A 14,169-nucleotide genomic window follows, 5' to 3' on the forward strand; every position below is an offset into this window, starting at 1 on the left:
TCGGCCCGGCGGCCCGGCGGCGCTGCCAAACGTGCCGGCACTGGGTATGCTGCGCCGATGTCGCTGATGCCGCTGATCGTCGCGCTGTTCGTGCTGGCCGCCGGTTGCCTCGTCGCCGGCCTCGGACAGGCCGTCGCGGCACGTCGGCGCTGGCGCCAGCGCCGGCGCGTCGGTGCCTGCATGCGCGGCTTCTGGAGCGCGGTGTTCGCCGGCCTCGGTGCGGTCGTCGGCGTGGCCGGCCTGGCGCTGCTCGGCTATCACCGCCTGAGCGAGGAGGCGGTGGTCGCGCACGTGGTCACGCGAGCGCTCGGCACCCAGCGCTACAGCGTGCGCCTGGAGCTGCCCGACGGCAGCGCACGCACGGCCGAGCTCGCCGGCGACCAGTGGCAGCTCGACGCACGCGTGATCAAGTGGCAGGGTACCGCGGTCATGCTCGGCGCACCGCCGCTGTACCGGCTGGACCGCCTGAGCGGCCGCTACCGCGACGCCGCGCAGGCGCGCCTGCAGCCGCCGTCGCTGATCGATCTCGGCGGCGACAATCCGCTCGATCTGTGGGGGCTCAAGCAGCGCCATCCGGCGTGGCTGCCGTGGCTCGACGCCGACTTCGGCAGCGCCGCCTACCTGCCGATGGTCGACGGCGGCCGCTTCCTGGTGACGCTGGCGCCGGCCGGCGGCCTGATCGCGCGGCCCGCCGACGAGACCACACGCATGCGCCTCGGTCAGGCCGGCTGGTGATGCGCCGCGCCGCTCAGGCGGTCGGCGTGCGCGACAGCGCCTTCTCGTAGCGCCAGCCGTCCTCGCCGTCCTCGTAGTAGCCCGGCAGCGCGGCCAGCCGGCGGTAGCCGTTGCGCTCGTAGAGCCGCTGCGCGGCCAGGTTGCCGGCACGCACCTCCAGCCGCAGCCGGCGGCAGCCGCTGCGCAAGGCCGCCTGCTCGGCCGCCTCGAGCAGCTGTTCGCCGACGCGACGTCCGCGAGCGTGCTCGGCCACCGCCATCGAGTACAGGCGCGCCAGATCGCTGCCCTTGCGGAAGAACACGACACAGGCGCCGAGCAGGCGCCGCTCGTGCAGCGCGACCAGCACGCGCGCGCTGTCGCTCTCCAGATGCCAGCGCCACTGGCGCGGGCTGATCCGGTCGCTGGCGAAGCTGGCGTTCTCCAGGTCGATCAGGGCCGGCAGATCGCCGTTGACGGCACGGCGGACACGCAAGGACACGAGGGGCATCGGCGGAACAGCTGCGAAGACCGCGCGCAGACTAGGCGCAGCGTCGTGCCGACGCAACCGGTTCGCGACGGCTGCCGCCTGCCGACTGAACGAGGCCTCGCCCTACGGCTCCCGCGCGCTGCCGGCTTGTGTCAGACTTCGCCGCCGCTCCGAAACCCGTCGTCTTCCCCCTGTCCGCGCAGCCGCCCGAGCGACCGGCCACAAGGCCTTCCCACGCATGAGCCGGCTTCTGATCGTCGTCGAAAAAGCCTCCGACTGGGGCTCGTACTACCCGTCCGACAACGTGGTCTCCGCGCAGGACTACCTCAAGCAGCCGCTCAGCGACGAGGACGAGCGCACCCAGGTCATCAACCTGTGCCGCAGCTACAAGTATCTGGGCACCGGCTACTACGTCTCGCTGCTGGCCGAGGCGCGCGGCCACAAGGTGATCCCGTCGGTGCGCACGATCAACGATCTGCGCCGGCGCTCGCTGTACGGCCTGGACATCGAGGACTTGAACGCCAAGCTCGGCAAGTTCCTGCCGGCCGGCGGCCGCGACACCACCGATTTCGGCATCCTGGTCTATTTCGGCGAGACCTCGTATCCGGCACTGGAGGACCTCGCGCGCCAGCTGTTCGAGACGTTTCCGTGCCCGATTCTGCGCATCGAGTTCGAGCGCGAGCGGGTCTGGCAGATCAGCGCGATCAAGCCGACCGGCCTGCACACCCTGTCCGACGAGCAGGAAGACGCCTTCGCGCAGTCGCTCGACAAGTTCTCGCGCAAGCTCTGGCGCAAGCCGCGCGCGCGGCGCAAGTTCCGCTTCGACCTGGCGATGCTGGTCGATCCGGCCGAGGCGATGCCGCCGTCGAACAAGCGCGCGCTCAAGCATTTCATCGAGGCCGGCAGCGAGCTCGGCATCGAGGTCGACACGATCGGCCGCAACGACTACCAGCGCCTGGCCGAATACGACGGCCTGTTCATCCGCGAGACCACCGCGCTCGACAACCACACCTACCGCTTCGCGAACAAGGCGGAGAAGGAGGACATGGTCGTCATCGACGATCCGGGCTCGATCCTCAAGTGCACCAACAAGATCTACCTGCACGACCTGATGCTGTCGCGCAAGCTGCCGATCCCGCGCACCGAGATCCTCTACCGCGACGAGTCCAAGCGCCTGGACGAGCTGGCCACGCGCATGGAGTTTCCGCTGGTGCTGAAGATTCCGGACGGCTCGTTCTCGCGCGGCATCGTCAAGGTCGAGACGCCGGGCGGCCTGCGCGAGGCGGCCGAGTCGCTGTTCCAGCACACCGCGCTGGTGCTCGCGCAGGAATTCATGTTCACCGAGTTCGACTGGCGCATCGGCGTGCTCAACCGCGAGCCGCTGTACGCCTGCAAGTACTTCATGTCGCGCGGCCACTGGCAGATCTACAACCACGCCGCCAAGGGCACTGCCAAGTCCGGCGGCTTCCAGACCCTGCCGATCCGCGAGGCGCCGGCCGACGTCGTCAAGCTCGCGCTCAAGGCCACCGCGCCGATCGGCGACGGGCTCTACGGCGTGGACATCAAGAAGGCCGGCGACCGGCTCGCGCTGATCGAGGTCAACGACAATCCGTCGATCGACGCCGGCGTCGAGGACGCCTATCTCGGCGACGATCTGTACCGGCGCATCATGAGCGAGTTCCTGCGCCGCATGGAGCGCAAGCGGCTCGGCGTGCGCGCCTGACGCCGTAGTGGCCGCCGGCAGGCGGTCTTTAGACGGGCTCACGGTGGTGCCGAACGACGCCGCGCCGAAGCGGCGCCGGCGCCAGCGGCGCGGCCGAATGCTGGGCGCGTCGTCCCGATGACACGGCCCTGGCGGCGCGATGCAGCCGGCCAGTCGATTGCATGCCTTGACGCGTGCTCTAGACTTCACGGCTCTCCCGAATGCGCACGAGACGCAGGATGCATCGATGCTGACGACCGACGCCGCGCAGTCCCGTGTCTCCCTGCTGCTGACCGTGCTGGCGATCGCCGCCACCGCAGCCTTCATCGGCATCACCGGCTGGCAGCTGACCTGGGGCGGTGGCCCGTTCCTCTGGCACATCAGCCACCCCTCGTCCTGGCAGGGCGCACTCGAGGCGGGCGGGCTCGCTGCGTCGATCGTCGCCGGCTTCCTCGTCAACCGGCGCTGGGCACTGCTGACACTGGTCGCGCTGCCGACGCTGCTCGTCCTGCGCCGGCATGGCAGCGACATCCCGCTGGCGCTGGACCTGATCCAGTTCGAGATCGTCATCGGCCTGGGCATGGCGCTGCGCCGGCTGCTGCGGCTTCCCGCGGCCACCGAATCGGCCGACTATCTGCTGGCCTTCCTCGCCGGCTTCGCGCTCTGGAGCGTCGCCGCCTGGACCGTCTCGGCGCTGAACCTGGGCTCGATCAATGCACTGCGCTGGCTGACGCTGCTGCTGGCGATCCCGGCCCTGTACGGCGGCCAGCGTCCGCTGTCGGTCTACCTGTGGCAGCGTCTGCGCGACCAGCCTGCCGCGGGCCGCTTCTGGGGGGCCGTGTTGCTGGCCTGGCTGATATCGCTGTTTGTCCGCAGCCGCTACGCGATCGGCTACGACTCGCTCTGGTACGGCCTGCGCGGGGAATTCGTGCTGGCGCCCGGCGACTCGCTTTTCGAGCCGCTCGGCCTGGTTTCGCCGGTGTACTACTTCCCGAAGATCTACGAAGCGTTCCTGCTGCCATTGAGCGGCCTGGGATCGAGCAGCGTGGTCGGCGGAATGGGCGTCCTGCTGCTGGTGTTGCTGCTGCTGACCTGCCGGCTGCTGATGCGCGCCGCCGCGGTGCCCGAGCGCGCGCAACCACCGCTGCTGGCGGTTATCGCGACGCTGCCGGCGCTGGCCAATTTCTCTTTCGAAGCCAAGCCGGACGTGTTCGCCACGCTGCTGGTGCTGCTGGCCGCGCTGTTCGGCATCGACTGGCTGCGCACGCGGCGCTGGCCGGCGCTGGCACTGATGGCCGCGACCGTGGCCCTGGCCTGCTCGGCCAAGATCGCCGCGATTCCGTTTGCCGGCGTATTGGTGCTGGTGACGCTGGCGGCGGCGCTGCGGCCACGCCAGCCGGTACCGCGCCTCGCACCCGAACGGGGCGTCGATGCCCGGTTGGCCAGCGCGATCCTCGCTCTTGCGCTTACCGCCGCCGCATTCGTGCTGGCACGCACCTGGTGGCTGACCGGCCTGCCGACGATCGGTCCCGACCCGCTGTTCAAGCTCTGGCTGGCCCTCGGCTTCGAGGTGCGCGAGCCGGCCGGCACGCTGAGCTGGACCCAGGTCCAGGACTGGCGCGAGATACCGCCATTGGTGCTGGATTGGCTGCTGCGGCCGCAGCGCCTGCCGCATATCGTGGTGTCGTGGACCGGCAACGTCTGGCTCTGGCTGGCCCTGCTGGCGCTGGCCGCGGCGGCGCTCGGCCGGCGCCGCGTGGCGGCGGTGACGCAGCGTCCCTGGCCCCTGCTCGCGCTGATCGCGATCGGCCTGGTCCTCGCGACAGGCAACCGCTACCTGGTGCGCGGCGGCGACGGCAATTACTTCCTCTACGCCCTGCTGCCGGCGATCATCCTCGCCGGCGGCGCCGCGTTCGGCCGACTTGCAACCATGCCGCGCGCGTTCGCGGTGGCGCTCGCCTGCCTGCCGGCCTTCGCGTTGTTCCAGGCCGGCTACAGCTTCGTCAGCGGCGCCTGGACGCCCGGCACGCGCGCACTCGATCTGAAATTCGACACCCGCTGGCGCGACATGCGCCGCCGCCGCGCCGACGAGCTCGAATGGGCTGGCCTGACCCGGATCGGCCGCCATCTGCGAGAGGCGGACGGCGTGCCACGCGTCACCGGCGCGGTCGAGGCGAATGCGAAGAACTGGCTGCCGGCCCGGTTCGAGGACGTCGAGACGATCAGTTACTCACGCCCAGACCACACCCGCAGCGGCGACGATTTGCGGCGGTTTATCGCGACGCACGGCATCGACTACCTGATCGTGCCGCGCCCTGACATCGACCGCGAACCACCCAGCGTGCCGGCCGCCCTCGCCAGTGCAGCGGCGGACCTGGCGCAGGCGCCGGGCGTGCAGCGCATCGTCGACCGCCGCTACGAATTGCTCGACCTGTCCGGACTGGACGCCGCCGAGCGCGCGCGCCTGCTGCGCGTCGCCGAGCGCTGACCGGGCGGCTGCGCGGATCCGCGCCGCGCGATGCGGCGCGCCGCCGGCCGGCGCAGGCGCACCGCGCGAAACCCCGTACCGAGTGCCGCCAGCCAGCGGCGCCGGGCCAGCCAGGCCAGGTTGATCGCCGGCGCCAGCACCAGCCAGAACGGCAGCGACCAGCCGAGCAGCGGCCCGGGCCGGGCGGCCGGCACCAGCATCACGATCAGGAGACCGGCCAGCGCCCATAGCAGCAGGCGGCGCCTCCGGCCGGCCTCGGTGCCGGCCGGCGGCGCCTCCGGCAGCGGCGGCCTGATCGTGCGCGAAGGCGCGCGACGCCGGGGCGAAGCGATGGCCGCAATGGCCGACCTGGAACGGACCGGCACGACGGCCGGCGGTAGCGACAACGGTGCAAGCAGCATGACGGGAGCCCTCCAGCGTGGGCGTCCAGCCTGAGTCGGCCGCGTCTCAGCGCCTGAGAAATGTCACGATCGTTCAGGATTCTGTCCGGAAGCCAACCGACCCCCATGCAATAATCGCGGCCCGATGCGCGCGGCGGCCGATTTCGTGGCCTGCGACACAGCAGCCCGTGCTGCGGATCCCAGGGACGGGCGCCGATCGCCGACCGCGGTCGCGAGGGAGGCACAGGCTGCGCCCGTGCCGCTCGATCGGACAGGCGGCTGGACACGCCCGTTCCGACGCCCCTTGAAGTCGAGCGCCCGCGCCGTTCCGAGCACCGGTGGCGTCAGGAGCCGGAGCCACCGCTGGAGCCCGCGTGCCGTCCCATCCGTTCCTGCAATACGCCGTCGTCCTGCTGCTGGTCGCGGTGATCGCCGTGCCGCTGGCACGGCGCTGGCGGCTCGGCGCGGTCGTCGGCTATCTGGCCGCCGGCGTGCTGGTCGGGCCGGACGGTCTGGGTCTGCTCGGCGAGAACGACACGATCGCGGAGATTTCCGAGCTCGGCATCGTGCTGATGCTGTTCGTGATCGGTCTGGAGCTCTCGCCGCAGCGGCTGTGGGTGATGCGCCGCCAGGTGTTCGGCATGGGCAGCCTGCAGCTGCTGCTGACCGCCCTCGCGCTCGGCGCGATCGCGGTGGCCTTCGGCCTGCGCTGGAAGCCGGCGCTGATCGTCGGCCTCGGTCTCGCGCTCTCGTCCACCGCGATCGCGTTGCAGGTCCTGGCCGAGCGCAAGGAGCTCAACAGCGAGCACGGCCGCCTCGGCTTCTCGATGCTGCTGTTCCAGGACGTCGCGGCGATCCCGATCCTGGCCCTGATCCCGGTGCTGGCGGCCAAGAAGATCGCGCCCGGCAGCGGCCTGGTCGATGACGTCCTCGACGTCGCGCGCATCGTGCTGGTGATCGGCGCCGTCGTCGTCGGCGGCCGCTATCTGCTGCGGCCGCTGTTCCGCGCGACTGCGGCTACGCGCATCCCCGAGGTGTTCACGGCCAGCGCGCTGCTGGTCGTGATGGGGACCGCCTGGATCATGGACGCGGCCGGCATGTCGATGTCGCTCGGCGCGTTCCTGGCCGGCGTGCTGCTGGCCGACTCGGAGTACCGCCACGAGATCGAAGCGCAGATCGATCCGTTCAAGGGCCTGCTGCTCGGCCTGTTCTTCATCAGCGTCGGCATGTCGGCCGACCTGCAGGTCGTGACCGGCCAGCCGGGTACCGTGTTCGCGCTGCTGGCGATCCTGATCGTCGTCAAGGCGGCGCTGCTGTTCGGCCTGGCGCGCTGGCCGGGCGGGCTCGGCAATACCCAGGCCGCCGCGCTCGCTGCGGTGCTGTGCCAGGGCGGCGAGTTCGCGTTCGTGGTTTTCACGCTGGAGGCCGCCAACGGCCTGATCACGGCGGCCCAGCGCGATCTGCTGATCGTCGTGGTCACGCTGTCGATGGCCTTGACGCCGCTGCTGGTGTCGGCGCGCGGGCGCTGGATCGACGGCGAGGACGCGCCGCGACAGCCGGCGTTCGAGCCGCTCGACGTGCCGCAGCCGCGCGTCGTGATCGCCGGCTTCGGCCGCGTCGGCCAGATCGTCGCGCGCGTGCTGCGTGCCAACCAGATTCCGTTCACGGCGATCGAGCACTCGATCGAGCAGGTCGAGTTCTCGCGGCGGTTCGGATCGCCGATCTTCTACGGCGACCCGACCCGCGCCGATCTGCTGCGTGCGGTGCAGATCGACAAGGCCGAGATCTTCGTCGTCACCACCGACGACCCGGAGGCCAACATCCGCACCGCGCGCCTGGTCAAGCGCATGTATCCGCACGTGCGCGTGTTCGCGCGTGCGCGCAACCGCCAGCACGTGTTCCGCCTGATGGACCTCGGCGTCGAGGTGGTGCGCGAGACCTTCCATTCCAGCCTGGTGCTGTCGCGCGACGTGCTCGCCTCGCTCGGCATGCCCGCGGAGCAGGCCGAGCGGCGCATCGCGCTGTTCCGCGAGCACGACGAGAACCTGCTGCGCGCCCAGCACCTGGTCTACGACGACGAAGCGGCCGTGATGCAGACCGCACGCGAAGCCCGCGAGGACCTCGAGCGTCTGTTCGAGGCCGACAGCAGCAAGGAGACTTCATGAAGGAAAGCCGCGGTTTCGCGGTCGGCGAACAGGCCCTGACCTCGTTCGACCGTCAGTTCTCGATGCGCTGCCGCGTGCAGCGCCCGGACCGCTACCGGCTGCTCGACGCGTTGCCGGCCGACGCGCCGCGCATCGCGCGCGGCTCGGGCGTGTCGTACGTGGCCGCCAGTTTCGGCGTCGATGCGATCACCCAGGACATGGCCGCGTTCGACCGCCTGCTCGCGTTCGACGGCGAGCGCGGCCTGCTGCGCGTGGAGGCCGGCGCGCGCATCGGCGACGTCGAGCGCTTCGCGCTCGCGCACGGCTGGTATCTGCCGGTCGCGCCCGGCCATCCGGCCGCGACGATCGGCGGCTGCATCGCCGCCGACGTGCACGGCAAGAACCCGGCGCGCGACGGCACGTTTCGCGCCCAGGTCGCCGCGCTGGAGCTGTGGCGCGACGGCGGCGGCGTCACCGTCTCCCCCGACCACGGCGGCGACCTGTTCGCCGACACCTGCGCCGGCTTCGGCCTGACCGGCACGATCGTCTCGGCGACGCTGCGGCTGGCGCGCGCGCCGGCGACCCTGGTGGTGCGGCGCATCCCGGTCGAGTCGCTCGCCGAAGCCGCCCAAGTGCTGCGCGACGCGCTCAACGTGCCGCTGCTGTACGGCTGGCACGACGGCCGTCCCGGTGCGTTCGGCCGCGGCGTGATCCGCATCGGTCTGGACACCGGCGACGCCACAGCGGCACCGCCGAGCCGGCTGCCCGATCTGCCGATCGCGATCGCGCCGTCGCGGATCCCGACCTGGAACCGGCTCGGCATCGCGCTGGCCAACGGCATGATCCGCCGCCGCTGGTGCCGTCCCGGCCAGAGCGCGGTGACGCTGGCCGACACGCTGTTTCCGCTCAACGCCGCCAGGCCGTACTTCGCCGGCTTCGGCAGCGCCGGCTTCGTCGAGGCGCAGTGGCTGGTGCCGCATACGCGCTTCGCCGCGTTCGCGGCCGGCCTCGAGGAGACCGTCGCGCGGATGCGGCCGCGGATCAGCCTGATCTCGAGCAAGCTGTTCGCCGGCGAGCCCGACGGTCTCTCGTTCGACGGCCACGGCATCGCCCTCGCGCTGCACCTGCCGGCACCGGCCGACGCCGCGCAGCGCGCGTTCCTCGACGCGCTGACCGAGCTCGCGCTCGCTCACGGCGGCCGGCCCAACCTGATCAAGGATTCCACGCTCGACGCCGCCGCCGTGCGCCGCGCCCTGCCCGGCTTCGAAGCCACGCGCGAACGGCTGCGGCGCTGGGATCCCGACGGTCACGTGCGCTCGGAACTGACGCGGAGAATCGGCCTATGAGCACCGCCAACCCGCTCGCGACCGCAGCCGCGGACACGGCCGTCGTCGTCGGCGCGTCCAGCGGCCTCGGCCGCGCGCTCGCGACCGAGCTCGCGCGGCGCGGCCATGCCGTGCTGCTGGTGGCCTCCGATCGCCGCGACGTCGACGCGCTGGCGGCCGACCTGCAGCTGCGCCACGGCGTGCCGGCGCGCAGCCTTGCGCTGGACCTGGCGCGCAGTGCCGATCCGGGCGCCGCGATCGGCGCCGCGCTCGACGGACTGCCGCCACTGGGCAGCGTGCTGATTCCGGCCGGCTGGTCGCGCCACGACGACGACGGCACGCTCGACAGCGCCGCGATCGGCCAGCTGCTCGCAATCAATCTGCACGCGCCGCTGGCGATCGCCCATGCATTGCTGCCGGCGCTGCTCGAACGCCACGGCACGCTCGTACTGTTCGGCAGCGTCGCCGCCGAGCGCGGCCGCGGCCGCAACATCGTCTACGCCGCCGCCAAGCGGGGTCTGGTCTCATTCGCGCAGAGCCTGCGCCATCGTCACGCCGACGGCGCGCTGCGCGTACAGCTGTATCAGCTCGGCTTCCTGCGCAGCAATCTCACGCATGGCCTGCGCCTGCCGCTGCCGGCGGCCGAGCCGGACGCGATCGCACGCGACGTCGTGGCCGGACTCGCACGCCGCAACGGCACGTACTATCGGCCCGGCTGGTGGGCGCTGGTCGCACTGATCGTGCGCAGCCTGCCGTGGTTCGTGTTCCGGCGCATGAAGGATTGACGGTGCCGCCGCGCGGCGCCGCCCGAGGAAGCCCGGGCCGGCCTGTCGCCGGAGCCGCTCAGCCGAACAGCTTGTTGGCGATCTCGGCGATGTGACGGCCCTGGAAGCGTGCGCCATCCAGTTCGATCGGACTGGGCTGGCGCGAACCGTCGCCGCCGGCGATCGTGGTCGCGCCGTACGGCGAGCCGCCGGCGACCTCGGTCAGCGTCATCTGCGCCTGGTAGCTGTACGGCAGACCGACCGTGATCAGACCGAAATGCATCAGATTGGTCAGGATCGAGAACAGCGTGACTTCCTGGCCGCCGTGCTGGGTCGCGGTCGACGTGAACGCGCCGCCGACCTTGCCGTTGAGCGCGCCGCGCGCCCACAGGCCGCCGGCCTGGTCGAGGAAATTCGCCATCTGCGAGGCCATGCGGCCGAAGCGCGTGCCGACACCGACGATGATCGCGTCGTACTCGGCCAGGTCCTCGATCTTCGCGATCGGCGCGCGCTGGTCGAGCTTGTAATGCGATGCGCGCGCGACGTCCTCGGGCACCAGTTCCGGCACGCGCTTGATGTCGACCGTGGCGCCGGTCTCGCGCGCGCCGGCGGCAACCGCCTCGGCCATCTGTTCGATATGGCCGTAGGCCGAGTAGTACAGCACCAGAACCTTGCTCATGAAGCCGTCTCCGTAGCGGGGAAGTGACCGGGCCCGCCCGCTGACGTGCGGAGCGGCGATGTCGTGCAGCCTAGGCGCGCCGGTGCGGCGCGCCTAGGCGGGGCCACGCATAAGACTGTTCACGCAGCGAAAACACTCGCATGCATTCGTGCGCGTTGGCGCTGCGTCATGTCATGCGATCGCGGTCCGGGGGGCTGCGTCTACAATCGCCGCACCGCCCCGACCGAGCCGCCGATGGACGATCTTCCGCACCGCCTGTCGATGACGATCCTGATGACGCCGGACATGGCCAACTTCACCGGCAACGTCCACGGCGGCACGATCCTCAAGTATCTCGACCAGGTCGCCTACGCCTGCGCCAGCCGCTATGCCGGCCGCTACGTCGTCACGCTCTCGGTCGACCAGGTGATCTTCCGCCAGCCGATCCACGTCGGCGAGCTGGTGACGTTCTACGCCGCGGTCAACTTCACCGGCCGCACCTCGATGGAAATCGGCATCAAGGTCGTCGCCGAGGACATCCGCAAGCAGCTGGTGCGTCATGCCAACAGCTGCTATTTCACGATGGTCGCCGTCGACGATGCCGGCGTGCCGGTCGAGGTGCCGGCCCTGGTGCCGCGCGATGCAGAAGAGCGCCAGCGCTTCGAAGCCGCACAGCTGCGCCGCGACCTGCGCCAGGAGATGGAACGGCGCAGCCAGGCGATCAGGATGGCAGCGGCAACGCCTAAGTAGGCACTTAGTCTGTCGGGCTAGTTATCAGAAGCCAAGCGGTTGTAGCCGTTGTAGAGCGTTGTCGAAGCGGAAGCCTAAACGCAGGTTGCGTGCTCCGCGCACAACTAGGGAGGGGGCCAGCGTTACGCCTAAGGCTGCAACGCAGGCAAGCAGCGGCGCCTCAGCTAGACAGACGCCCCTTGGCGCCCTCGATAATGCGAACCCAGCAGTGCGTCTATTTCCCCTCAAAACCCTCTGTCAGCAGCAAGTTGCGTATCGGATGTTCCCTTGGCACGCGATCCTGACCGACACGCATGAGCACATCCCGGCTGCTAAACCCTGAACTAGATGCCTCGTCGATCTATGATTTATGGAGAACGCGACTGACTTTTGGGTTGAGCACACCTAGCGTCTACCAAGCGAATTCTGCACAAAATCAATCATATACATCGACCATTCCTTATTTATCTCACACAATTGCCCTCCCTCATTCAGAGGAGTGCACGGCCTAATACTTGATAAGAGTGAGAATAATGCCTCTTCATGCGCCGGAGTGGAAGCAATTTTCAAGTGAGCAAAAGGCATATCATCTTTGCCATTGAATAGGAAATCGAATTCCCAAATTAGCTCTCCGCGCCCTTGTTTAGTCCTAGAGAAAGAGGCTGCCAAAGACCCACTTTTGAACTTCTTTAGCTCTCCTCTCTCGGTCATTTCCTCTGGATGATTTCCCACATAGAATGTCGCAAAAGTCTCTTCTTGGTGGATCAATTTGTAAATGGTGTAATCGGCGGGAACTGACATTTCCATGCCCACATCCATTGCTGTACGAAAGCAAAAGCGAGAGGCGAAAACATTGCACGGATATGTCGAATAGTCCTTGGCATGCGCTGGCATACACGCGAGTAGCGATATACTCAGGAGCAAATATTTATTCATCACTCAACCATCCTTTGTATATATTTTTAGGAGAACGGCCGTCCGTCCCGTACTCGTGGCGGTGATTGCGGCCGCTCAGCGTCTCGCTCGTCGTGCGCAGGTTGTCCAGCACGTCGTAGCCGTAGGTCACCACGCGGCCATTGTAGCCGTAGGTCGTCGTCAGCAGCCGGTCGCGCGCGTCGTAGGTCATGCTGCGCGCCAGGCGTCTAGCGCCTAGCAGGCTGTTGAGATTCGCCGATCCGCCCCTTGCGTGATAGCCGGCTTCGATCGATTGCTCGGGGCCGTCGTCGGCTATCGCCGGACGCTCAGGTCGGCGACGGATTCCACCATCCTCCAATTCCGCCGATCCGGATCAGGTTGTATGCCGCGAAGTTCCACGTCGCCCAGGCCCGCACCGTTGCCAGACCAACCACCGGCAGCTTGCGCAGATCGCCGATCGTCTTGACCCAGCCGAATGCCTGTTCGATGCGCTTACGCGCCGTTCGTCCGAAACCATGCTGCGGAGATCCGGCGGCAAATTCCTCAAAGAAACATCTCGGCACTTTAAATACTTTGATACATCCCACCCAGATGAACTTCCCTGATTAATAATATGGCGAAATATCATGAACAAATCTCACTCGACGGACCACATCACACCCCTCGATCTTTCATTTTTTGGACGGCCCTCTTTGCATTTTTGCGCGCCAACCTGGCGGCTCTGCCGCCTTCGACTTGACTGTATTCAGCGATAGCTTTTTCGTACTCTCCAAGATCAAAATAAGCATTCCCTAGATTGTACTTGAGATCGCTATTTTTATTATCTACAGACAAGCCCTTCAGCAAATAGAATGCTGCCATTCTTGGATTGCCAAGATCGGAATAACAGTTAGCTATAGCCATCATGGCTGCTACATCACCCCTTGAATGAGCCAAGGCTTTTTTGAAAGCCATCATCGCTCTTTTTATATCACCAAGACTATAGAGCTCGTCTCCTGCCACATACCAAGCATGATTGAGATCCAAAGAATACGGCCGGCGCACCCTTCCACTTGGAGAAATAAGGATATCCAGCACTTCTCTGTGGTGCCCTTTTGAACTCAATTTATACAAATGATCGAATGTAGTCATGCGTCTTTGGGCAACCCCTCCTCCATTTCTCTAATTAATTCCTGCTGATGTAGCATTATTTCGCAAAGAGGACAAACAAGCAGTGGAGTGCGGAACCGCAAACCACCTTTTGGCTTTATCGAATGCTCCTCTCCCTTCGGATGCTTGACATTCCGTTCCCTATCTCCACTTGGAACGCGATGTGGAGGCGGCGGTTTCTTATTCGGATTTGGCGGAGCCTTGTATTTCTTTCCAGCGACCATAACATTTTCAGTCGAGGAACCCGAACTAAAATCGTCAGACCCACCTTCTTTTCCAATTCTGGAATTTTGATTAATCAGTTCAACACTATTAGAGCCGGAGCTCGAATCCTTTTCATTAGGGTCATTCCCGTCCACTTTAATGATGATAGTCGTAACTGAATCGCGCAAGGACGGGTGATCTTTCAATGATGCCAAGCGTCCATCCGGATCCGTATATTTGTAAGGATTGTTGTTGGCATACCAATACCGATTGAAGCTCCCCGGACTAGCCGCGACCGGATCGACCGCCAGGAATCTCCCTGCATACGGATCGTAGTAGCGCTGCTGCATGTAGCTCAGACCGGTCGCGAAATCCGTGTAATGGCCCGCATAGCGCAATCCGCGCCCGCTGCTGCCGATGCCCGTCGGCGCGCCCCACGGCTCCCAGACCGGCGCGCCCTCGACCAGACTTCCAGCGGGGTTCGTCCGCGCCAGCAGACTGCCGAGGTGG

General features: G+C 67.3%; 15 protein-coding genes. 7 read left to right on the top strand and 8 right to left on the bottom strand.

Features of this window, described 5'->3' with window-relative positions; translation table 11 throughout:
• Positions 1-57 precede the first annotated feature (57 nt).
• Entirely contained in the window at positions 58-735 is a 678-nt protein-coding gene (locus VMR06_RS18090) for a hypothetical protein (RefSeq protein ID WP_325378999.1), read from the top strand.
• Positions 736-748: 13 nt separating this feature from the next.
• Here VMR06_RS18090 and VMR06_RS18095 read toward each other — a convergent pair whose 3' ends face one another.
• Positions 749-1,222 carry a GNAT family N-acetyltransferase gene (locus tag VMR06_RS18095; protein WP_325379001.1) on the bottom strand — a complete coding sequence of 158 codons (474 nt, stop codon included), beginning with the start codon at positions 1,220-1,222 and terminating at the stop codon, positions 749-751.
• Positions 1,223-1,439: 217 nt separating this feature from the next.
• Here VMR06_RS18095 and VMR06_RS18100 point away from each other — a divergent pair, with 217 nt between their 5' ends.
• Both VMR06_RS18100 and VMR06_RS18105 read left to right on the top strand, forming a co-directional pair.
• A complete protein-coding gene (locus VMR06_RS18100) occupies positions 1,440-2,924 on the top strand; it encodes a RimK family protein (RefSeq protein ID WP_325379003.1) in 1,485 nt (494 codons plus the stop codon).
• 226 nt (positions 2,925-3,150) lie between these two features.
• A complete protein-coding gene (locus VMR06_RS18105; protein WP_325379005.1) occupies positions 3,151-5,391 on the top strand; it encodes a hypothetical protein in 2,241 nt (746 codons plus the stop codon).
• Here VMR06_RS18105 and VMR06_RS18110 read toward each other — a convergent pair.
• Positions 5,319-5,792, bottom strand: coding sequence for a hypothetical protein (locus tag VMR06_RS18110; RefSeq protein ID WP_325379007.1), 474 nt, complete (start codon positions 5,790-5,792; stop codon positions 5,319-5,321). The genes VMR06_RS18105 and VMR06_RS18110 overlap by 73 nt on opposite strands.
• 353 nt (positions 5,793-6,145) lie before the next feature.
• Between VMR06_RS18110 and VMR06_RS18115 the strand changes: the two genes are divergently transcribed.
• Genes VMR06_RS18115 through VMR06_RS18125 form a run of 3 tightly spaced genes read left to right on the top strand, consistent with a single transcriptional unit; the run spans position 6,146 to position 10,025 of the window.
• Complete coding sequence (locus VMR06_RS18115) at positions 6,146-7,936, top strand: monovalent cation:proton antiporter-2 (CPA2) family protein (protein WP_325379009.1); 1,791 nt, start codon at positions 6,146-6,148, stop codon at positions 7,934-7,936.
• Positions 7,933-9,261: an FAD-binding oxidoreductase gene (locus tag VMR06_RS18120; RefSeq protein ID WP_325379011.1), complete on the top strand. Its 1,329-nt coding sequence runs from the start codon at positions 7,933-7,935 to the stop codon at positions 9,259-9,261. Before VMR06_RS18115 ends, VMR06_RS18120 begins: the two co-directional genes overlap by 4 nt.
• A complete protein-coding gene (locus VMR06_RS18125) occupies positions 9,258-10,025 on the top strand; it encodes an SDR family NAD(P)-dependent oxidoreductase (protein WP_325379014.1) in 768 nt (255 codons plus the stop codon). Before VMR06_RS18120 ends, VMR06_RS18125 begins: the two co-directional genes overlap by 4 nt.
• A 58-nt stretch (positions 10,026-10,083) precedes the next feature.
• On the opposite strand, the gene wrbA is transcribed toward VMR06_RS18125, so the two are convergent.
• Entirely contained in the window at positions 10,084-10,683 is a 600-nt protein-coding gene (wrbA, locus tag VMR06_RS18130) for an NAD(P)H:quinone oxidoreductase (protein ID WP_325379016.1), read from the bottom strand.
• A 234-nt stretch (positions 10,684-10,917) separates the two neighbouring features.
• Between wrbA and VMR06_RS18135 the strand changes: the two genes are divergently transcribed.
• Positions 10,918-11,412: an acyl-CoA thioesterase gene (locus VMR06_RS18135; RefSeq protein ID WP_325379018.1), complete on the top strand. Its 495-nt coding sequence runs from the start codon at positions 10,918-10,920 to the stop codon at positions 11,410-11,412.
• 384 nt (positions 11,413-11,796) lie between these two features.
• Here VMR06_RS18135 and VMR06_RS18140 read toward each other — a convergent pair whose 3' ends face one another.
• The 5 genes from VMR06_RS18140 to VMR06_RS18160 all read right to left on the bottom strand — a co-directional run.
• Positions 11,797-12,198 (bottom strand): hypothetical protein, encoded by a 402-nt coding sequence (locus VMR06_RS18140; RefSeq protein WP_325379020.1) that lies wholly within the window; start codon positions 12,196-12,198, stop codon positions 11,797-11,799.
• 121 nt (positions 12,199-12,319) lie between these two features.
• Positions 12,320-12,517: a hypothetical protein gene (locus VMR06_RS18145; protein ID WP_325379022.1), complete on the bottom strand. Its 198-nt coding sequence runs from the start codon at positions 12,515-12,517 to the stop codon at positions 12,320-12,322.
• Between the two features lie 115 nt (positions 12,518-12,632).
• Complete coding sequence (locus VMR06_RS18150; protein ID WP_325379024.1) at positions 12,633-12,893, bottom strand: hypothetical protein; 261 nt, start codon at positions 12,891-12,893, stop codon at positions 12,633-12,635.
• 67 nt (positions 12,894-12,960) lie between these two features.
• Positions 12,961-13,437, bottom strand: coding sequence for a tetratricopeptide repeat protein (locus VMR06_RS18155; RefSeq protein ID WP_325379026.1), 477 nt, complete (start codon positions 13,435-13,437; stop codon positions 12,961-12,963).
• Positions 13,434-14,169 (bottom strand): RHS repeat-associated core domain-containing protein (locus VMR06_RS18160; protein WP_325379028.1); only part of this gene is annotated, 736 nt, incomplete at its 5' end. The genes VMR06_RS18155 and VMR06_RS18160, both read right to left, overlap by 4 nt.

Source organism: Dokdonella sp. (genome assembly GCF_035511235.1).
Lineage (GTDB): Bacteria > Pseudomonadota > Gammaproteobacteria > Xanthomonadales > Rhodanobacteraceae > Dokdonella.